Here is a 19,387-nt window from a genome sequence, read left to right on the forward strand (position 1 = left end):
CTGCGATACGAAAAAGCCCCTCATCGAGGTAATGCTGTTCACTTAAGCGGAGCAGCCTTACGGTCCACTGGGAACCGGGTCTTTGAAATCTTCACCGTCCTTGGCCTCGAAGGCCTGGGGCGGTGATCCAGAAACAATCCCCCGATACCTGCCCTCAGTTCCGCCAAGCGTCTCCCTGTCGCTGAAACTGGATTGGCTGCTGCCATCACGATCAATTGCACGGCGATGTACTGACAGGCCGGTTTGAAACGGATGTCCGAAGGCGCTCGACCAAACGCCACCGCCGCTTGGCTCGCTTCCCGGCGAATCACGTTGTAAGCCAGCAACAGCCCCCACACTTCCTGATAGATCAGCTCGATTTTTTTGCTGCGCAAGGTCATTGCGTTCTGTTGCATTGAACTCTTGATGTCCCTGAAACCCAACTCGATCTCCCAACGCTCCTGATAAAGTTTGGCAACAGCCTTAGTGGTGTAGGTCTTGGCCGGCAAGGACGTCATGACGGTTTTCACTTTGCCTTGAATTTCATAGCTGACTTCGCGTACCTCCCAGTGCGAGGGAAGAGTCGGATTTCGCTTTCTGGCCTGTGGCGAGACTTTCATACGCACCAAACGGTCGCGCTGGTTGTAGCGGGCCACTTCCTCGCAGACCAGTCCCTTTTTTGCCGGGATCAACCAATGACGGCTGGTGCCCGTTCTACTTAGGCTCAACAGCAGCTCCGCGCCCCAGAACCCTTTGTCGAACAGCGTCACCGAGTGGTCGGGAATCTGCTGCAAAAACTCGTCGGCCAGGCGCATTTCACTGCGTCGGTAGGGGCTCAATTGTGCATCTAGGATCACGTGCGAACGCACATTCATTAGCGCCACCAGGCGCAGCATCGGAAACGGTGTCTGGCGATCGCTGGGGGTGTTTCCCGACCCGAAGTGATCTCGAAGCTCGGGCGTATCCGGGGTGCGAAAAAGCGCACCGTCCACCGCGAAAACCTGCAAATTATGCCAGGCATCATCGTCATAGCGCTCTGCGCCCCAATGGTTGCCGGTCTTACGGAACAACCACTCAACAGGATCGGCGCCGAGCCGTTTACGAGCTTCGGTTACACCACTGCGCGCCAGCAAATGGTCAGAGGCCAGGCCTTGGGCGCAGATGTTCAAACGCCTGGCCACCTCGTGAACCGGCTCGTCACGAAATAACGCCATGCCAAGCACTAGCCACAGCACTTGATCAGCGGGCAGGCGCCGCCGGCGAATGGTCGCCTGACTGGAGAGGTCGAGCGCAGACGCTACCCACTCGATGGGAATGTTTTGGGTGAAGGTGCTCAGGTCGCAGAAGTTAAAAAGGTCGTCGAGGTCGAGCAGGTCCTGTTGAACAGACATAAAAAATCCGATGCCAGAGGTCTGGCATCGGATTTTCTAGGAAGCCCGGCGTGAGCTCAAATGCTTAAGTGAACAGCATTACCTCATCGAGGGGCTTTTTCATGGGGTATGTCCCTTTGTAGGAGCGAGCTTGCTCGCGATGGACTCAAAAACAACGCGTTTATTCAGGTAATACGCGTCATCGTTAGCGTCCATCGCGAGCAAGCTCGCTCCTACAAGGTACTGCGCTCACTTAACTGAACAGCATTACCCTCGTCGAGGGGCTTTTTCGTGGGGGCGGGAAGGGTCAGCCCATCATGTCCTTGATCATCCGCTCCTGTTCCATGAGCTCGCGTTGCCGGGCATCGATCCGTGACGACAGCGGGAAGTTGCTGCCGGCGCGTCGCTTGGCGAAGTCCAGCTGCTGAATGGCCTGGCGATAGTCGCCCACCAGCGCGAAGTACTCGGCGCGCGCCTGGTGCAGGCCAATGATGTTGCCGGACAGGCCACGGGTCTCGGCAACCATGTACCAGACATCCGGATCGTCCGGGCGGGTCTTGAGCAGGGCTTCCAGGGCTTTTTCGGCATCGGCCGGGCGATTCTGCTTGAGCAGCAGGTCAACCCGGACCTGATTGAGCGGATAGTTGCCCGGGAACTGGCTGAGCATCCGGTCGACCCGGCTTTGCGCGTCGGGCAGGCGATTGCTGGCCATGTCCAGGTCGATCTGGGCCAGGTTGTAGATGATTTCGTTGGGTGCCTTGGCCAGTAGCGGTTTGAGGCTCTCGCGGGCATCGCTGAGCTGGCCGGCCTTGACCTGGGCAATGGCCAGGCCGTAACGCGCCACGTCGTTTTTCGGGTTGTCGTCCAGCTGCGCGCGAAAACGCTTGGCGGCCAGCCCCGGGGTTTCCTCGTAGAACAACTGCACGCGGGCGCGAATCAGTTGGTAGGTCTGGGTGTCTTCCTTGCCGCCGACGGGTGCCTGTTCGGCGCGGTTACGGGTGTCGGCGATCCGCGATTCGGTCACCGGGTGCGTCAGGAGGAATTCCGGCGGCTTGGCATCGAAGCGGTACTGGCGCCCCAGACGTTCGAACATGCTCGGCATGGAGCGCGGGTCGTAGCCGGCTTTCTCCAGGTTGACGATGCCGATGCGGTCGGCCTCCTGCTCGTTCTGCCGGGAGAAGCGCCGTTGCTCCTGGATTGCCGCGGCCTGGGTCCCGGCGATGGCCGCGATCCCGGCGTCACCGGCGCCGGCCGCGGCCACGATGATCCCGGCGAGCAGGGCGGCCATCATCGGCACTTGCATGCGTTGCTGGGCTTCTACGCCGCGGGCGAAGTGGCGTTGCGACAAGTGCGCCAATTCGTGGGCCAGGACCGAGGCGTATTCGCCTTCGGTCTGTGCGTTGAGAAACAGGCCACCGTTGACCCCGACAATCCCGCCTGGCGCGGCGAAGGCGTTGAGCTGCGGGCTGTTGATCAGGATGAACTCAAGACGCCGGTCGTTCAGCTGACTGGTTTCCACCAGGCGATAGACACTGGTTTCCACGTAGTTTTTCAGTTGTGGGTCATTGAGTTGTGACACCTGGCTGCGCAACATGGCCAGCCAGGCGCGCCCCAGGTCATGTTCCTGCTGGGGCGAGACGATGGCAGAACTGGCGTCGCCAAGTGACGGCAAGTCGTCGGCGAAGCCTGGTGAGGCAAGCAGGCAAGCGAGCGTCAGCAGCGTGGGGCGCAGAAAAGTCATGCACAAAGCCTTAGTCGACAAAGAGCTTACTGTAGCCGGACACTTGCCTCGGGACCAGATATTCTAGGCGGCTCAATCACCTGTGCGGAGTGAAGTAATGACCGACGCTGTAGCCCATGATGCCGAACTGGACGCCAGTGGGCTCAATTGCCCATTGCCGCTGCTCAAGGCCAAGATGGCGCTCAATGGCTTGCCCAGTGGCGCCGTGCTCAAGGTGATCGCCACCGATGCCGGCTCGCAGCGCGACTTTCGCACCTTTGCCCGTTTGGCCGGTCATACCCTGCTGCGCGAAGAAGACGCAGCCGGTGTCTATCGCTACTGGCTGAAAAAAGCCTGACTGACTGGCCGCCTACCCTTAAGGATCATTGATGTTCAAAGTGCTACGCGACTGGATTCAGCGCTACTTCTCCGACGAAGAAGCGGTGGTGCTGGCCGTCCTCCTGGTCCTGGCCTTCACTGCCGTGCTGACCCTGGGCGGGATGCTCGCACCGGTGCTGGCGGGGATGGTCCTGGCGTACCTGATGCAGGGCCTGGTCAGCACCCTGGAGCGCCTGCGCCTGCCCGGCGGGGTCGCGGTGGGGCTGGTGTTCGCGTTGTTCATGGGCGTGTTGCTGGTGTTTATCGTGGTGGTGCTGCCCTTGCTCTGGCACCAGTTCATCACGCTGTTCAACGAACTGCCCGGGATGCTCGCCAAATGGCAGTCGCTGCTGCTGTTGCTGCCCGAGCGATATCCGCACCTGGTGTCGGACGAGCAAGTGCTGCAGGCCATCGAGGTGGCGCGCAGCGAAATCGGCAAGTTTGGCCAGTGGGCGTTGACCTTCTCGCTGTCGAGCCTGCCCCTGCTGGTCAACATCATGATCTACCTGGTGCTGGTGCCGATCCTGGTGTTCTTCTTCCTCAAGGACCGGGCCATGATCGGCCGCTGGGTGCGCGGCTACCTGCCGCGTGAGCGGGCGCTGATTACCCGGGTCGGCCAGGAAATGAACCGCCAGATCGCCAACTACATTCGTGGCAAGGTCATGGAAATGGCGATCTGCGGCGGGGTGACCTACATCGGTTTTGTCGCCATGGGCCTCAACTACTCGGCGCTGCTGGCGCTGTTGGTCGGGGTGTCCGTGGTGGTGCCCTATGTCGGCGCGGTGGTGGTGACGGTGCCGGTGATGCTGATTGCCTTGTTCCAGTGGGGCTGGAGCGATCAGTTCATTTATCTGATGGCGGTCTACGGGATCATCCAGACCCTGGATGGCAACGTGCTGGTGCCGTTGCTGTTCTCCGAAGCGGTCAACCTGCACCCGGTGGCGATCATTTGCGCGGTGCTGCTGTTCGGTGGGCTGTGGGGGTTCTGGGGCGTGTTCTTCGCGATTCCCCTGGCGACCCTGTTCAAGGCCGTGCTGGATGCCTGGCCGCGCAAGGAACCGGTGGTGGCGCCGCTGTTGTAGTGCGGGCCCCATCGCGAGCAAGCCGCAAGCGGGCGCTCGCTCCCACAGGATCAATGCAACCCCTGTGGGAGCGAGCGCCCGCTTGCGGCCTGCTCGCGATGGCGTCATCGCAGACGCCGAATAAATCAGCCCTTGGCCAGCGCCTGCGCCGCGGCCAACACCGCATCCACATGCCCCGGCACTTTCACCCCGCGCCATTCCTGACGCAGCACGCCGTGCTGGTCGATCAGGAAGGTGCTGCGATCAACCCCCATGTATTCCTTGCCATACAGCTTCTTCAGCTTGATCACGTCGAACAGTTGGCACAGGGCTTCGTCCTTGTCGCTGATCAGCTCGAAGGGGAATTGCTGCTTGCACTTGAAGTTCTCGTGGGACTTCAGGCTATCGCGGGAAACGCCGAACACTTGGGTGTTGGCCGCGAGAAACTGTGGGTACTGGTCACGAAAACCCTGGCCCTCGGTGGTGCAGCCCGGGGTGCTGTCCTTGGGATAGAAGTAGATCACCACCTGCTTGCCCTTGAGGGCGGCCAGGCTGACGGTCTGCCCGCTGGTGGCGGGGACTTCGAAGTCGGCGACCGGTTGGTCGATAGCGACGGCCATGGAAAGCTTCCTTACATTGGGTTCTGTGGGCGCCACGGTTCGATCAGCGCGTCGAGGTTCAGCGCGTCGGCGAAATCGAGGAACTGATCGCGCAGCCAACTGATCTGCACACCGGCCGGCAGGGTCACGGTAAAGGTGGCGTTGAGCATGGTGCCGCCAGTCTGGGGGGCCTGATAAGTGTCGCAGGTCAGGTTTTCCAGCTCGACGTTATGGTCGATGAAGAACTGGCACAGCTCATTGACGATGTCCGAGCGGTAGGCAGAACTGACGTAAGCCACATACGGCAGGGCTTGCGGGCGATTTTCCAGCGCCGCGCTGCGTACCACGTTGACGGTGAAGGCGTGTTTCTTGGCCAGGCTCGGCAGACCGGCTTCCAGGCGCGCCAGGGCGTCCCAGGAACCGGAAATCTCCAGGATGAGTGCACTGCACTCGCCATGGCGAGTCAGGCGGGAGGTGACCACGGCGCAGCGATTTTCATGGCTGGCGCGGCACAGGACGTTAGTCAGCTCCATGGGGTTGGCGCCGAGGGCACTGATGACAAGGAATTGTTCGCGAACTGTGGGGGTGGACATGCAGCATTCCTAAAGCGATGAGCGGTCGGTACGTTTATAGGCTGATTCGTCGGGTGTGGGTCCGGATGCGTTATCAACAAAGCCCGAGCCAGAGGGTTGCTGCGAGCTCAAACAAGGTGAGTTCGGGTAGATGGCAACGCAGGGGCGGGGCTTGTGGAGCCGAAAATGGAGGCTTGAACCCGGCACATGAGCCTGTCGGTACTGATCAAAGTCTGAAGGGTAGCGAAAAGCGGCGCCAAGGGGAATGGCATGAGCGCAGTACTTCGCTTGTGCAAGCATCTTGGCGCCAGTACCATTACCGCTCTCTTTTTCCGGCAGGAGCGGTTGCATGATTGCGGGCAGTATGGTGGCACTGGTCACACCCATGGATGCACAGGGTCGTCTGGACTGGGACAGCCTCAGCAAACTGGTAGACTTTCACCTGCAAAACGGCACCCACGCCATCGTGGCCGTCGGTACTACTGGTGAGTCGGCAACCCTCGACGTAAACGAACACATCGAAGTGATTCGTTATGTAGTCAAGCAGGTAGCCGGGCGTATCCCGGTGATCGCCGGTACCGGCGCCAACTCGACGCGTGAAGCGATCGAGCTGACCTCCAATGCCAAGACCGCCGGCGCCGATGCCTGCCTGCTGGTGACTCCGTACTACAACAAGCCGACGCAAGAAGGCCTGTACCAGCACTTCAAGGCTATCGCCGAAGCCGTCGACATCCCGCAGATCCTCTACAACGTGCCGGGCCGCACGGCGTGCGACATGCAGGCCGAGACCGTGATCCGCCTGTCGACCGTGAACAACATCATCGGGATCAAGGAAGCCACCGGCGACCTGTCCCGCGCCCAGGCCATCCTGGATGGCGTGAGCGAGGACTTCCTGGTGTTCTCCGGTGACGACGCGACTGCCGTGGAGCTGATCCTGCTGGGCGGCAAAGGCAATATCTCGGTAACCGCCAACGTTGCCCCGCGCGACATGGCCGACCTGTGCAACGCCGCCCTCAAGGGTGACGCCGTGACCGCACGGGCGATCCACGAAAAACTGATGCCACTCAATAAAACCCTGTTTATCGAGTCCAACCCTATCCCCGTGAAATGGGCGCTGCATGAGATGGGCTTGATGCCGGACGGTATCCGTCTGCCGCTCACCTGGCTCAGCGAAGCCTGTCACGAACCGCTGCGACAGGCCCTGCGCCAGTCCGGCGTATTGGTTTAATTGAGGAAGTAATACGCATGAAGCGACTGGCCGGACTTTCCGCACTTGCCTTGATTATCTCCAGCACCAGTGGCTGTGGATGGGTCTGGGGCCCGGAAGGTTATTTCCGTGACCGTGGTAGCGATTACCTCGAAGCGCAACAGACTGCCCCGATGCAACTGCCGCCGGACGTCCAGACCGCCAAGCGTCTGGACCCACTGCTGCCAATCCCGCGCAACGTGGCCGACGACACCGTCAAGGGCGAGTACGTGGTGCCACGTCCGCAGCCGTTGACGGCGATTGCCGAGGCCAGCGACTACAGCCTGCAGAAAAGCGGCGACTCGCGCTGGGTAATGGCGCAGCGTCCTCCGGCCGAAGTCTGGCCAGTGGCGGTGCAGTTCTTCCAGGACAACGGTTTCCGCCTGGACCAGCAGCGTCCGCAAACCGGCGAATTCACCACCACCTGGCAGCGTTCCGACGAACTGTCGGCAACCATGACCAAACGCCTGGCCAGCGCCGGCGTGGCCGCAGATGCCGAAACCCGGGTACGGGTGCGCATCGAGCCAGGCGTGCAGCGCAACACCAGTGAAGTCTACGTGGTCAGCGCCGAGCGTCCTGCTGGCAGCAGCGACGACGTGGCCTTCACCAACCGTTCGGTCAACACTGGCCTGGACGCTGCGCTGGTCGACGACATGCTGGTCAGCATGAGCCGCATCTCCGAGAAGGGCGGTTCGGTGTCGATGCTCGCTTCCCGTGATTTCGATGCCCCAAGCCGAGTCAGCCTGATCGAAGACGGCAGCGGCAACCCGGTGCTCAATGTCGGCAACGACCTCGACCGTGCCTGGTCGAGCGTGGGTCGCGCGCTGGAGCAGGGCGAATGGCGAGTGGAAGACATCAACCGCAGCCTGGGCCTGTACTACATCAACCTGGCTGAAAAAGCCGAGCGCAAGGACGAGAAGCCTGGCTTCTTCGCCAGCCTGTTCGGCAGCTCTCCGGTCAAGGAAGAAGTCGAGGCGCGCGCCGAGCGTTACCAGGTGCGCCTGAGCAAGGTTGGCGAGAACGTCCAGGTGACCGTCGAAAAAGACATCAACACCGTTGCGCCGGCTGAAGTGGCGCGCAAAGTGTTGGGCGTGATTCAGGACAACCTGGGCTGATCCGATGCGTTTTGCCGTTCTCGGCAGCGGTAGCCAAGGGAACGGCACGCTGATAGCCAGTGACGACACCGTCGTGCTGGTCGATTGTGGTTTCTCCCTGCGAGAAACCGAAAAACGCCTGCTGCGCCTGGGGATAAACCCGGCGCAACTGAGCGCGATTCTGGTGACCCACGAACATGCCGACCACGTGCATGGCGTGGGTTTGCTGTCTCGGCGCTACAATATTCCGGTTTACCTCAGTCGTGGCACCTTGCGCGGGATGCGCAAGCCGGTTGATCCGGCAGGGTTCGTGGCCGGGGGCGACCAGCTGCAGATCGGTGGGCTGGAGATTGGCGTGATCGCCGTGGCCCACGATGCGCAGGAACCGACGCAGTACGTCTTCAGTGACGGCACCCGGCGCTTTGGCCTGCTGACCGACCTGGGTTCGTACTGTGCCACCGTGCTGGACGGCTACAAGGACCTCGATGCGTTGATGATCGAGTCCAACCACTGCCGCGACCGCTTGGCTCGGGGTCACTACCCGACCTTTCTCAAGCAGCGGGTGGGTGGCGAGCTGGGACATTTGAACAACCACCAGGCGGCATTCCTGGTATCCGAGTTGGGCTGGAAAGACCTGCAACACCTGGTACTGGCCCATCTGAGCAGCAAGAACAACCTGCCGCAGCTGGCCCGGCAATGTTTTGTCGACACCCTTGGGTGCGACCCGGACTGGCTGCAACTGGCCGATCAAGATTCAGGGCTCGACTGGCGACATATCGCCTAGCCCATCTACTTAGCAAGCGGAGCCCATCATGGAAAAACGTGAAGAACTCTACCGCGGCAAAGCCAAGTCGGTTTACCAGACCGACGACGCTAACCGCTTGATCCTGCTGTTTCGCAACGACACCTCGGCGTTCGACGGCAAGCGCATCGAACAGCTCGACCGCAAAGGCATGGTGAACAACAAGTTCAACGCCTTCATCATGCAGAAACTCGAAGCAGCCGGCGTGCCGACCCAATTCGACAAGCTGCTGGGCGACAACGAGTGCCTGGTGAAGAAGCTGGACATGATCCCGGTTGAATGTGTCGTGCGTAACTACGCCGCCGGCAGCCTGGTCAAGCGCCTGGGTGTGGAGGAGGGCATGAAGCTCAACCCTTACACCTTCGAGCTGTTCCTCAAGGACGACGCCAAGGGCGACCCGTTCATCAACGAATCCCACGTCGTGGCATTCGGTTGGGGCACTGCCGAGCAACTGGTGCGCATGAAGGAACTGTCGCTCAAGGTCAACGAAGTGTTGAGCAAGCTGTTCGACGACGCAGGCCTGCTGCTGGTCGACTTCAAGCTCGAATTCGGCGTGTTCCATGACGGCAGCATCGTCCTGGGCGACGAATTCAGCCCGGACGGCTGCCGTCTGTGGGACAAGGCCACCGGCAAGAAAATGGACAAGGACCGCTTCCGCCAGGGTCTGGGCGACGTAATCGAAGCCTACGAAGAAGTCGCCAACCGCCTTGGCGTACCGCTGTAATCGACGCAAGCATCTGATAGCACGGAAAAAAATTCACTTTAGGGTTTGCATTCGGTGAACCTGCTGTTATGATGCGCGCCGTTGGAGAGATGCCAGAGTGGCCGAATGGGACGGATTCGAAATCCGTTGTACCTTCACCGGTACCTAGGGTTCGAATCCCTATCTCTCCGCCATTATTTAGCCTAAAGGCCCCGTTTACGGGGCCTTTTTGCATTCTGTGGTTTCTGTTCCCTCATTTTTCCCCCCATGTGGATTTTGGAAAGATATCCGTGTCGTTAGATGGCTCGGGATCTAGTACTTTGCCGTGCTGGCGAGTGCGTCAGGCCCCAGGGTCGTCGTTTGTGTCGCATTGGCACTGCCATAGCGCTCTCTAGCGCATGTTGAGTCCATAAGGCCATAAGGAGGGGGGTATTCCAGGTGCATGCCCGTCGGCTCCTGTGTCGCTCCCTGCAGCACAGGGTAACCAGCATCCATCAATCTACAGGTACCCGCCGGCGGAGAGGGGCCCCTGGAATCTGAATCTCTCCAGTTAAAAACAACCAGCTTGAGGTATGACCTAACAAACAGGACATACCGTCATGACCCTTTCATTCAAACCCAAACGCATCTGGAAAAGCTATGCCAGACCCTGCAATACGCTCTGTCTGACTACGCCCGTGTATTTGCCTTCAGATTTGACTTAAGGCTGCCCTGTGGGAAGCCGTTGCCTGATGATGCGATGACCAATCAGGTGATACAGCGCTTCAAGGCGTCACTGGATGCACAGTTCAGTCATGATCGTGAGCGAGCGCGGATACGCAATAGATCATCCCATGACACTTGCGTGAGGCTCTTTTGGGTGAGAGAAGTGGGGCGGGCTTGTCGTCCTCATTACCACTGCATTGTGTTCCTCAATCGTGATACTGAATGCTTTTTTTCCATCTGCAGCAACGTGAGAGACACTCTGTTTGTGGGCATAAGGCTAGGCAATCGAATCGAATAAATATCTAAGTGGAAGGGAGCACCTGCGGTATGCCCCCCCGTAATGGCTGCTATCGCTCGGTCATCGTCGCCGCAATTATCAATAAAGGCGCGCAATAAGTTACGCGATGCTGCGCAACTTATTGCGCACTTTTCTGTGAGTTTTTAAGTACGTGTACTGTAATGTTTGTTCGCAGAGTTATCAGCAGCTGATTGTGCAACTTCTTGCGCATAGTGACGGTTTGGTTTTGGTCGGTGGGCGCATCGTAAGCGGGCAGGGTGTTCTCAGAAAAATCAGCTAAATAAATCTGTTTATTTTTGGTGCTGTATAAAGGGTTGTTCGTACATCTGTATTTTTTAGGGTAAGGTATTTTGGTAGATAGGGTGCGGGTATTTCAAGTTTTTACCTTACATGAATAATGATAAGATTTGAACTTTCAGTTAGCACGTATAAGGACATTTCAATGGTCGAGCGCGTTTTACTACCCCTTTGCACTTTACTGCTGCTAACAGGCTGCCAAGCGCAATCCTCCTCACTGCCAAAAAGCCAGAAGCTCTCGCCGGATAAAGTCGCCCAGATCGCTGCGACCATTGAACAGAAATATCCAAAACTCTCCACCGAGGTTCGTGGCAAGCTACTGAGCACCGTAGTGCAGTCATTGGATAACATGGTGTTTGTCGAGGGTGGTGAATTCCAGATGGGAGATTTTGGCTGGCCTTATGACGATGACCCGACAAACATGTGCGACTGGCCATGCGGTGTGGACCCGGAACGGATGGGGCGTATCAGCATGCACGGTGATGACGACTTCGTCCATCCAGTCAAGCTGAGCAGTTACTCCCTGTCAAAATTCCATACAACACTCGGCGATTTCGATTTGTTTTTTATCGCTCAGGGCAAACCTTTGTTTGATGCGGAATATCGTGAGCGAGAAAATTTAAAGATCAAACTCTACGCGCCCATGCTGCCTGCTCCGGTCCAAAGCTGGCAAGAAGCCAAAGATTACTGCGGTTGGTTGGGGACGCTCAGTGGTTTTCCTGTGGATCTGCCCACAGAGGCTCAGTGGGAATATGCAGCACGCAATCGCGGGCAACATGTGGCGTTCTCCACCGACAATGGCAGTTTAAACTACGGACGCAATTTTCCTGCATCGGGTAAAGGTAAACGCACCTTTGCGGTTGATAGCTTTGTCCCCAACCCCTTGGGGATTTACAGCCTGTCCGGAAATGCCACTGACTGGGTCAATGATTGGTACGACAAAGACTATTACCGGGTGTCACCACTGATAAACCCTGCCGGCCCCGAGACAGGCACACTCAGAATTCGTAGGGGTTCGGGGTATGGCGAAGACCCATTGCTCAGCGCGAGTACCGTACGACGGTGGGCAGATGAACCTGTAAGAAAACGGCACGCCCCAGGCTATAGCTTCCGCTGTTCAGTGCAATCCGATCAGCCGCTATAGAGCAGAAACAATGAGGGCGCTATCAATACGCCCTCATTATTTGCTCAGCGTTTAGGCCAAACCATCAAACCGGCCGCTGTTCTGTGCTGCCATCAGCACTTTCTCCTTGCGCCAGGCATTGCTGGGGTTCCAGGCCAATCGGGCCGGACTGTCGGAAGTTTGGTTTACCGCCAGGCTATCAATAAAACGATTGAACTGGTCTTGTTCGTGTCCATTTAGCAAGGCGTTAATCCGCTCCAAACTCGCCATGGCCTTGACCTTTGTCCCGTCGAGGGAGCAATGCTCCAGCACTTCGATAAATTGCCGCCAGCGACGTACCTCGGACAGCAGAATGAAGAGGGCCTTCTCCTGTCTTTCGTTGAGGCTACCAATCTCCCTGGCGATAACACCCTCTGTCAGCAGGTAGACCATGGGACCAATGGTTTCCGGCGGCAACACGCTCAGAGGTACATCCTGCTTTCGAACCCGGATGATTCTATCTTTCTCATGAACGATTAGATAATTGACCGGCGCTTCCACCTCAACAAGTTGCACAGTGCTGTGCGGCTACTTGCGCACTTGTTTGTGAGTTTTTAAGTGCGCGCACTGTAATGTTTGTTTGCGGAGTTATCAGCAGCTGATTGTGCAACTTCTTGCGCATAGTGGCGGTTTGGTTTTGGTCGGTGGGCGCATCGTAAGCGGGCAGGGTGTTCTCAGAAAAATCAGCTAAATAATCTGTTTATTTTTGGTGCTGTATAAAGGATTGTTCGTACATCTGTATTTTTTAGGGTAAGGTATTTTGGTAGATAGGGTACGGGTATTTCAAGTTTTTACCTTGCATGAATAATGATAAGATTTGAACTTTCAGTTAGCACGTATAAGGATATTTCAATGGTCGGGCGCGTTTTACTACCTCTTTGCACTTTACTGCTACTTACAGGCTGCCAAGCGCAAACTTCCCCATTGCCAGAAAGCCAGAAGCTCTCGTCTGACAAAGTTTCCCAGATCGCTGCGACCATTGAACAGAAATACCCAAAACTCTCCACCGAGGTTCGCGGCAGGTTACTGAATACCGTGGTGCAGTCATTGGACAATATGGTGTTTGTCGAGGGGGGGGAGTTTCAGATGGGGGATTTTGGTTGGCCTTATGACGATGACCCTACAAATATGTGCGACTGGCCATGCGGTGTGGACCCGGAACGGATGGGGCATATCAGCATGGACGGTGATGACGACTTCGTTCATCCCGTTAAACTGAGCAGTTACTCCCTGTCGAAATTCCAAACAACACTGACTGATTTCGACTTGTTCTTTATTGCTCATGGTAAACCGTTGTTTGATGCGGAAAATCGCAAGCGAGAAGACCTGAAGGAAATTATTTACGCGCCCAAGCTGCCAGCGCCTGTCCAAAGCTGGCAAGAAGCCAAAGATTACTGCGGTTGGTTGGGGGCGCTCAGTGGTTTTCCAGTGGATCTGCCCACAGAGGCTCAGTGGGAATATGCCGCCCGCAATCGGGGGCAACATGTGGCGTTCTCCACCGACAACGGGAGCTTGAACTATGGACGCAATTTTCCTGCATCAGGTAAAGGTGACCGCCTGACCTTTGCCGTTGATAGCTTTGTGCCTAACCCCCTGGGGATTTATAACCTGTCTGGAAATGCCACCGACTGGGTCAATGACTGGTATGACAAAGACTATTATCGCCACGCACCGCTTGAGAATCCGACCGGCCCCGAGACAGGCACACTCAGAATTCGTAGGGGTTCGGGGTATGGCGAAGACCCATTGCTCAGTGCGAGTACCGTACGACGGTGGGCAGATGAACCTGTAAGAAAACGGCACGCCCCAGGCTATAGCTTCCGCTGTGCTATTCAATCCGATCAGCCGCTATAGAGCAGAAACAATGAGGGCGCTATCAATGCGCCCTCATTATTTGCTCAGCGTTTAGGCCAAGCCATCAAACCGGCCACTGTGCTGCGCAGCCACCAGCACATTCTCTTTACGCCAGGCATTGCTGGGGGTCCAGGCCAATCGGACTGTACTATCGGAGGTCTGGTTTACCGTCAGGCTATCAATAAAACGATTGAACTGGTCTTGTTCGTGTCCATTTAGCAAGGCGTTAATCCGCTCCAAACTCGCCATGGCCTTGACCTTTGTCCCGTCGAGGGAGCAATGCTCCAACACTTCGATAAATTGCCGCCAGCGGCGTACCTCGGAGAGAAGAATGACCAGGGCCATCTCCTGCTTTTCGTTGAAACTACCAATCCCTCTGGCGATAACCCCTTCTGTTAGCAGGTAGACCATAGGACCAATGGTTTCAGGCGGCAATACGCTCAGTGGAATGTCTTGGTTCCGTACCCGCATGATCTTATCTGTCTTATGCGTAAGCAAATAGTCGGCCAGTGCTTCAGCTTCAACCCTTGTGGCTTGCCTCTCCTTCCACCACAAGGTTAGATCAATAAAGTTATCTTCAAACGCTTCTCGGGCCATTTTTGCGGGGGAAGTCGCCACCTGATACAACCCCGAGGCCATATACTTGAAAGCATCCTCGGTCACTCCCAACAGGTGCCTGTAATCCATATCAGCCAAGGCATTACAAAACAGCAGCGTCAGCTTCCCGACCTGCTCAAGATCCACCATCGTACCAAACCCACCACCGGCACCAGGACCGAATACCAGCGAGCCTTTGCAGTTAAATGCCAACCGGTCTTTCGCGATGCTGAAGCCAAACTCACCGCTGGCACCGATCCCCCAGGCGACATTTCCTTCAGCCTTGATCTCGGCCAGCTTAACCCAGTTGTTACTAGCATTAGTCTGGCCGACGACTGCCTGTCCTATCCCTTGTTTTTCCGGTTCAACCCACTCAAACGCACCACTCAGCGCACCACCAGTTTGCGCACCAGCAAAGGCCTCGCACTTGACGCCGATATAGCCACTGGGGCCGACTTCCATGGTCGGAGTACCCAGCAGCGCGGTGGCTCCTGCGGGTGTTTCCGTCGGTTTGTATTGCGTTTTGACTCCGGCCGCGCCCTGTGACTTCGCGCCGACAAAGCACGACAGCTCCAACTTACCACTCAGACGAAATACGCCCATCGGGTGAAGCACTTCCTTACCCAAAGCATTGCGATAGGCCATGTTCGCGACGTGGCCACCCTGGTCAGGAAAATACGAATTCAGGGATACTGAAGCTTCCGCCAGCGAGAACGCCGCGCTCCCTTTAACACCCACGTCGATATTGCCCTCCTTGGGGTTCCAGTCATTGACTCCAGCACTGGCACTCGCCGCGAATCGCAGGGCATGAGCTTCGGCGGATATGGCATAAGGCGATGCATCGCGTTCATTAGAAGTCCAGGACACTTCCTGATGCAGCGCGTTGAGCAGGTTGTCCTGTTTGCTGGTCCAGGTACTGATCTTGAGTTCCAGGTTGCCCAACGGCCCTGCTTTGCGTCCTCCACCGACCGCATTTTTGATGTCCTTGATCAGGTCAGCGGCCAGTTGCTTGTTGAAGGGTTTTCCGGCCATGACGCGGGTAGGGACTCGGACATTCCATGGGGTGGTAGTTCGCCACGGGATCGAGATGTAATGACGCCGAGTCGGGTCGCTGAATAGGATGATTTCAACTACGGTAACGCCGGACTTGGTCTGGCTCCCGCGTTGACGTTCAGTGCTGCGTCCCTTGCCATGTTTGAGATCCGGGGCGGCGCTGTTGGCACTGGTAGAGCTGTCTTCGGGTTCGGCTTTTTTTTGGGCCGCCAACCGAGCACGGAGCTTGCCGATTTGCTGATCCAGCTCCAGGGTTTTCTTGCTCTGCAATGACTTCCAGTTGGCTTCAAATTGCGTAAACCCAAAAGAACTGGGTGTGTAATCCTGATACCAGTCACGCGCCTCCTGCAAGGCCGCCATTGTCCCCTGAAGATCTTTATCGGTGGTCAGCAGCGTGGCTTTTGTTTGCTGGGATTTGGTATCCCGCATCAGCAACCCGGCGCCTTCAGCCTTGACCGTCCAAGCGTCTTTCACGCATCCGGCACACGAGCATCTGGCATTTGGGTCTTGAGGTTTCGCGCACTGAATGGAAGGCAAAGCCTTGGCCAGGTTCTGATGCAGCTCATCCATCAGTTTCTGGACAGCGCTGATTTCCTGCTTCAGTGCCTTGGACTGTTTGTCGGTCAGGACATAAAAATGCGGCTCGCCGGTAATGTGGGCCACATCGACCAGCTCTTCATCACACTCGGCCTGCCCCTTGAGTGCGGTGGAGGTGGCACTGTCCGCATGCATCGGTGGCGGCAGTGCCGGCTTAGGCGCGGTGTTGGGGAGCTTCAGCTCCCAGCCAGGCTTGATGTAGTTGGGATCGGTGATGATCGGGTTAAGTGCTTGTATCTCAGCCGTTTTAGCGCCGTGTTGCTGGGCAATTGCCCCCAACGTATCGCCGCTTTTAACCGTGTAGGTGTTGTTCATCGGATCATCGTCCTTGTGATTCAGAGACGCTCAAGCTCGATTAACTTGTCGCCAAGGCCCAAGTCATCACGGGCCAATAATTCGGTATTTGGAAAACTGCTCCAGAAGCCATCGCCCTGACGCAACGCCAGGCGTAACCAACGCTCCTGCTCGGCCAGTTGCAGATACCCTGTTTGCCGGGCCCCGAGCAGTTGCCGATGAACGAACTCCACCGGTTCAGGCATCGACAGTACCGTCTGATAGTCCAGGGCGAATCGTCCGGCCAGTACTTTCAAGCGGTGCTCATCCATCTGAGCCTGGCGCTCGAAGCTCAGGTGCAACCAGCCAGGCTCCTGAATCTCAACGTCCGGGTCAGGTCGAGGGTTAGCCAGATGGCGCCAGCCCAGCTCGTTGCGCCAGACCATATCGGTGAGCGGCCCCATGAACTGCAACAACTCCGTTTCATCGAGGCTGTTCAGCAGTGGCTCCAGCCAGCGCGGATCGAAAAAACGCATCAACTGGGCCGGCGTGTCATCGGTGCTGATGGTTAGCAGGCTGCGCCAATGCTCAACGGCTTGCTTGAAGGATTGCTCATCCTCCAGATAGGCAACACACCCGGCATCGGCCCGATCCAGCAGCCTGCTGGCGTACTCCATCGAAGCACCTGGTGCCGGACACAGCAATGCAAATGGCCCGGCAGCTTGCAACCCGGCGTAGGGGGTATCGTCGAAGAGCGGCATACAGCGTTCGACGCCATAGCCAATGACCTGATCTAGATAAGCTGGTAACTCCGGGTCAAAACTGGCATCCAGAATCACGCACAGGACTCCCGGTGCTTCAGGCGTCTGAAAGGGTGAGGCGATGGACTTGATCATACCGTCTTACCTGGATGGTGGATTGGGCAATGACCTGATGCGTCGAGTTGGCAACCAGGAATAGGTAAGAGAGCACCTGCCACCGCCTGCTGTTGGTAAAACAGCAGACTGGGAAGCGGCAATGCGGGTGGCGCCGTCACCCCTTCAAGCATCCCAGGCAACACCGGAGCAGCAGCGGTTCCCGAAGCGGGGGCGCCACCTATTTGAATCTCGGTACTGCTGAAAATACCGCCAGGGCCAATCACGATATGCTGGCCACCGCCTTTCAAGGTAATGCTGGCTCCAGCGTCCAGGATCAGATGGGCACCGACCTTGAGGTGGACTTGTAGACCCGCCTCAATCACCACCGTTTGCCCTACACGGGTGTGGCTGCTGCTAGCGACCTGCAAATAGTCATTAGCCTTGAGCTGGACTTTGCGGTCAGCGGTGACGGTGCGTTGCTCTTCAGCTTCTAGTACCGCAATGCTGTTGCCCTTGATGGTTTCCCGGCGCTCGTTACCTACTTCCAGTCGGCTGTCATTTTCGACCTTCTGCTCCATGTCACGCTGAGCACGCAGGTAGATCAGTTCCTGGCCGCTGCGGTCTTCAATTGATAACTCGTTGTAGCCACCACTGGCGGGCGAGCTTTGGCTACGCAGGACCGTTTTGGTTTTGTTCGCGGGCAAGGGGTACGGCACAGGCATGACCTTGTTAGGTACGCACCCGGTAATCAACGGATTGTCGGGATTACCTTCCAGGTAAGTCACCACCACTTCCATGCCGATACGCGGGATGGTCACCGCACCGAAACTGTCTCCCGCCCAACTGGATGATACCCGCAGCCAGCAACTGCTCTTGTCGCTGCCCAATTCGGTGCGGTCCCAGTGAAACTCGACCTTAACCCGCCCGTATTCATCGCAAAAGATTTCTTCCCCCGCAGGCCCGGTGACTCTGGCAGTCTGACTGACCAATACCGATTTACGCGTGACCAGCGGTGGACGGTAAAACACGTCCCAGGGGATCGCGCTGAAGGTATTGCGGTAACCTTGAGTGAAGCCGTCTTCGGACTTGACGTCGCTAGTAACTGATTCCTCAAGAGCCTGGGGCTGCTTACCGGAGTGAGTCACACTGAGCAGCAGCCACAACGCGTTGCACTGCTGACGCGGGTGTTCAGTCAGGTCGAAGAAGTGTCCACTGCGCAGGGTTGGCTGGTCGCTTTTACCCTCGGCCAACTGGTAGTCGGTGCGGTGCCGCTCCAGAGCCTGCCGGGCAATCTGTTTGCCGCGCTTTTCATTTTCGATCAGCACCGGGTAGCGGTAGTCTTCGAGCGCAGGACTGAACTCGGCGGTAAATCGGCTTTCCAGCAACTGGCTTGGGCGTTTTAAATCATAACCCCGACGGGTGGTTGTGCTGGTGCGGGAGCTGAAACGCATCGAGAACTGGCTGACGACCGGGTGATCCGCGGCCAGACCAGAGCCTTGCTGATACGGTGTGCCCCCTAGCTTGGGAAAATAGGTTTGATCGTCCGTGAACACCAACTGATGTCCATCCTGGCTGTGTTGGTGGTGCCACGAAATCCCATCCTCACTGCACAACCTCTGAATGAACTCAAAGTCGTTTTCCCCATATTGAGTGCAGTATTCGCGCTCTGGGCTGGTGCTGACATTAAAGGTAAATGCATCGGCCTGAATCCCGTGGCCCTGGAGCACTTTGGCCACGATCTGCGGCACCGTCAGGTGCTGGAAAATCCGTTGATTGTGACTGAACTGCAAATAGTGCAGAGCCGGCACCAGGGTTAGGTGATAGCGGGTCAGGCGCTTACCCGCTTCACCCACAAACACATCTTCGATACGCCCATGAATACCTTCCCCATCCAGGCCAAACTGGAGAAAAGCCGGCTGACTGAGCAGGCTCTCCAGATCGAAATCAGGGGACTCACTGACGAGTTCAATCTGGATCGCATACAAGCTGCTGATGGCTTCAGTGCCCTTGAAGGCCAGCACCTTGAAATCGTTACGAACAGAGGGGATCAGTAACGTGAAGTGCGCAGCATTGGCCGGCGCGAACATACGCTTATCCTTAGCTGAGAGAGGAGGCAAAACGCGACGAAACGGCATCAACCGCCAAAGAGGTTGATGCCGTGAAACGGCGA

General features: G+C 57.3%; 17 protein-coding genes and 1 tRNA gene. 10 read left to right on the forward strand and 8 right to left on the reverse strand.

Annotation, left to right across the window (positions count from 1 at the left end; translation table 11 throughout):
* Positions 1-38 precede the first annotated feature (38 nt).
* Both PspS04_RS06495 and PspS04_RS06500 read right to left on the reverse strand, forming a co-directional pair.
* Positions 39-1,370, reverse strand: coding sequence for an IS4 family transposase (locus PspS04_RS06495; RefSeq protein WP_159993239.1), 1,332 nt, complete (start codon positions 1,368-1,370; stop codon positions 39-41).
* Positions 1,371-1,656: 286 nt separating this feature from the next.
* The gene (locus PspS04_RS06500; protein ID WP_095171820.1) at positions 1,657-3,090 is read right to left on the reverse strand and encodes a M48 family metalloprotease; all 1,434 of its coding nucleotides are present in this window, start codon (positions 3,088-3,090) and stop codon (positions 1,657-1,659) included.
* 97 nt (positions 3,091-3,187) lie between these two features.
* Here PspS04_RS06500 and PspS04_RS06505 point away from each other — a divergent pair, with 97 nt between their 5' ends.
* Positions 3,188-3,427 (forward strand): sulfurtransferase TusA family protein, encoded by a 240-nt coding sequence (locus tag PspS04_RS06505; protein ID WP_095171822.1) that lies wholly within the window; start codon positions 3,188-3,190, stop codon positions 3,425-3,427.
* A 31-nt stretch (positions 3,428-3,458) separates the two neighbouring features.
* The gene (locus PspS04_RS06510) at positions 3,459-4,529 is read left to right on the forward strand and encodes an AI-2E family transporter (protein WP_095171823.1); all 1,071 of its coding nucleotides are present in this window, start codon (positions 3,459-3,461) and stop codon (positions 4,527-4,529) included.
* Positions 4,530-4,654: 125 nt separating this feature from the next.
* Here PspS04_RS06510 and PspS04_RS06515 read toward each other — a convergent pair whose 3' ends face one another.
* Together PspS04_RS06515 and PspS04_RS06520 are read right to left on the reverse strand one after the other, a co-directional pair.
* Complete coding sequence (locus PspS04_RS06515; RefSeq protein ID WP_159994233.1) at positions 4,655-5,128, reverse strand: peroxiredoxin; 474 nt, start codon at positions 5,126-5,128, stop codon at positions 4,655-4,657.
* A gap of 11 nt (positions 5,129-5,139) precedes the next feature.
* Positions 5,140-5,700, reverse strand: coding sequence for a glycine cleavage system protein R (locus PspS04_RS06520; protein WP_095080353.1), 561 nt, complete (start codon positions 5,698-5,700; stop codon positions 5,140-5,142).
* Positions 5,701-6,028: 328 nt separating this feature from the next.
* On the opposite strand from PspS04_RS06520, the gene dapA reads away from it, so the two are divergent.
* From dapA to PspS04_RS06555, 7 genes are all read left to right on the forward strand, one after another.
* Positions 6,029-6,907, forward strand: coding sequence for a 4-hydroxy-tetrahydrodipicolinate synthase (gene dapA / locus PspS04_RS06525; protein WP_095171828.1), 879 nt, complete (start codon positions 6,029-6,031; stop codon positions 6,905-6,907).
* A 17-nt stretch (positions 6,908-6,924) separates the two neighbouring features.
* A complete protein-coding gene (bamC, locus tag PspS04_RS06530) occupies positions 6,925-8,040 on the forward strand; it encodes an outer membrane protein assembly factor BamC (RefSeq protein ID WP_095171830.1) in 1,116 nt (371 codons plus the stop codon).
* A gap of 4 nt (positions 8,041-8,044) precedes the next feature.
* A complete protein-coding gene (locus tag PspS04_RS06535; RefSeq protein ID WP_095171832.1) occupies positions 8,045-8,803 on the forward strand; it encodes an MBL fold metallo-hydrolase in 759 nt (252 codons plus the stop codon).
* A gap of 28 nt (positions 8,804-8,831) precedes the next feature.
* Positions 8,832-9,545, forward strand: coding sequence for a phosphoribosylaminoimidazolesuccinocarboxamide synthase (purC, locus tag PspS04_RS06540; RefSeq protein ID WP_095171833.1), 714 nt, complete (start codon positions 8,832-8,834; stop codon positions 9,543-9,545).
* Positions 9,546-9,628: 83 nt separating this feature from the next.
* Positions 9,629-9,718: transfer RNA gene (locus PspS04_RS06545), tRNA-Ser, on the forward strand.
* 371 nt (positions 9,719-10,089) lie between these two features.
* Positions 10,090-10,527: a YagK/YfjJ domain-containing protein gene (locus tag PspS04_RS06550; RefSeq protein WP_237234963.1), complete on the forward strand. Its 438-nt coding sequence runs from the start codon at positions 10,090-10,092 to the stop codon at positions 10,525-10,527.
* Positions 10,528-10,969: 442 nt separating this feature from the next.
* A complete protein-coding gene (locus PspS04_RS06555; protein ID WP_159994235.1) occupies positions 10,970-11,968 on the forward strand; it encodes a formylglycine-generating enzyme family protein in 999 nt (332 codons plus the stop codon).
* A gap of 51 nt (positions 11,969-12,019) precedes the next feature.
* Here PspS04_RS06555 and PspS04_RS06560 read toward each other — a convergent pair whose 3' ends face one another.
* Positions 12,020-12,502: a hypothetical protein gene (locus tag PspS04_RS06560; protein WP_159994237.1), complete on the reverse strand. Its 483-nt coding sequence runs from the start codon at positions 12,500-12,502 to the stop codon at positions 12,020-12,022.
* Positions 12,503-12,838: 336 nt separating this feature from the next.
* Here PspS04_RS06560 and PspS04_RS06565 point away from each other — a divergent pair, with 336 nt between their 5' ends.
* Positions 12,839-13,840, forward strand: coding sequence for a formylglycine-generating enzyme family protein (locus PspS04_RS06565; RefSeq protein ID WP_159994239.1), 1,002 nt, complete (start codon positions 12,839-12,841; stop codon positions 13,838-13,840).
* Positions 13,841-13,891: 51 nt separating this feature from the next.
* Here the strand turns inward: PspS04_RS06565 and PspS04_RS06570 are convergent, their stop codons facing one another.
* The 3 genes from PspS04_RS06570 to PspS04_RS06580 are packed head-to-tail and all read right to left on the reverse strand — an operon-like array spanning position 13,892 to position 19,304.
* Complete coding sequence (locus PspS04_RS06570; protein WP_159994241.1) at positions 13,892-16,402, reverse strand: LysM peptidoglycan-binding domain-containing protein; 2,511 nt, start codon at positions 16,400-16,402, stop codon at positions 13,892-13,894.
* 20 nt (positions 16,403-16,422) lie between these two features.
* Entirely contained in the window at positions 16,423-17,256 is an 834-nt protein-coding gene (locus tag PspS04_RS06575; protein ID WP_095171842.1) for a DUF4123 domain-containing protein, read from the reverse strand.
* Entirely contained in the window at positions 17,253-19,304 is a 2,052-nt protein-coding gene (locus tag PspS04_RS06580; protein ID WP_159994243.1) for a type VI secretion system Vgr family protein, read from the reverse strand. The genes PspS04_RS06575 and PspS04_RS06580 overlap by 4 nt, the downstream gene beginning before the upstream one ends.
* Positions 19,305-19,387: the final 83 nt, after the last annotated feature.

It is taken from the genome of Pseudomonas sp. S04 (genome assembly GCF_009834545.1).
Classification (GTDB): domain Bacteria; phylum Pseudomonadota; class Gammaproteobacteria; order Pseudomonadales; family Pseudomonadaceae; genus Aquipseudomonas.

Excerpts from the sequence above, each read along its gene's own strand:
- PspS04_RS06495 (WP_159993239.1), bottom strand. The coding sequence starts at position 1,370 with ATGTCTGTTCAACAGGACCTGCTCGACCTCGACGACCTTTTTAACTTC.
- PspS04_RS06500 (WP_095171820.1), bottom strand. The coding sequence starts at position 3,090 with ATGACTTTTCTGCGCCCCACGCTGCTGACGCTCGCTTGCCTGCTTGCC.
- PspS04_RS06505 (WP_095171822.1), top strand. The coding sequence starts at position 3,188 with ATGACCGACGCTGTAGCCCATGATGCCGAACTGGACGCCAGTGGGCTC.
- PspS04_RS06510 (WP_095171823.1), top strand. The coding sequence starts at position 3,459 with ATGTTCAAAGTGCTACGCGACTGGATTCAGCGCTACTTCTCCGACGAA.
- PspS04_RS06515 (WP_159994233.1), bottom strand. The coding sequence starts at position 5,128 with ATGGCCGTCGCTATCGACCAACCGGTCGCCGACTTCGAAGTCCCCGCC.
- PspS04_RS06520 (WP_095080353.1), bottom strand. The coding sequence starts at position 5,700 with ATGTCCACCCCCACAGTTCGCGAACAATTCCTTGTCATCAGTGCCCTC.
- dapA (WP_095171828.1), top strand. The coding sequence starts at position 6,029 with ATGATTGCGGGCAGTATGGTGGCACTGGTCACACCCATGGATGCACAG.
- bamC (WP_095171830.1), top strand. The coding sequence starts at position 6,925 with ATGAAGCGACTGGCCGGACTTTCCGCACTTGCCTTGATTATCTCCAGC.
- PspS04_RS06535 (WP_095171832.1), top strand. The coding sequence starts at position 8,045 with ATGCGTTTTGCCGTTCTCGGCAGCGGTAGCCAAGGGAACGGCACGCTG.
- purC (WP_095171833.1), top strand. The coding sequence starts at position 8,832 with ATGGAAAAACGTGAAGAACTCTACCGCGGCAAAGCCAAGTCGGTTTAC.
- PspS04_RS06555 (WP_159994235.1), top strand. The coding sequence starts at position 10,970 with ATGGTCGAGCGCGTTTTACTACCCCTTTGCACTTTACTGCTGCTAACA.
- PspS04_RS06565 (WP_159994239.1), top strand. The coding sequence starts at position 12,839 with ATGGTCGGGCGCGTTTTACTACCTCTTTGCACTTTACTGCTACTTACA.
- PspS04_RS06570 (WP_159994241.1), bottom strand. The coding sequence starts at position 16,402 with ATGAACAACACCTACACGGTTAAAAGCGGCGATACGTTGGGGGCAATT.
- PspS04_RS06575 (WP_095171842.1), bottom strand. The coding sequence starts at position 17,256 with ATGATCAAGTCCATCGCCTCACCCTTTCAGACGCCTGAAGCACCGGGA.
- PspS04_RS06580 (WP_159994243.1), bottom strand. The coding sequence starts at position 19,304 with ATGTTCGCGCCGGCCAATGCTGCGCACTTCACGTTACTGATCCCCTCT.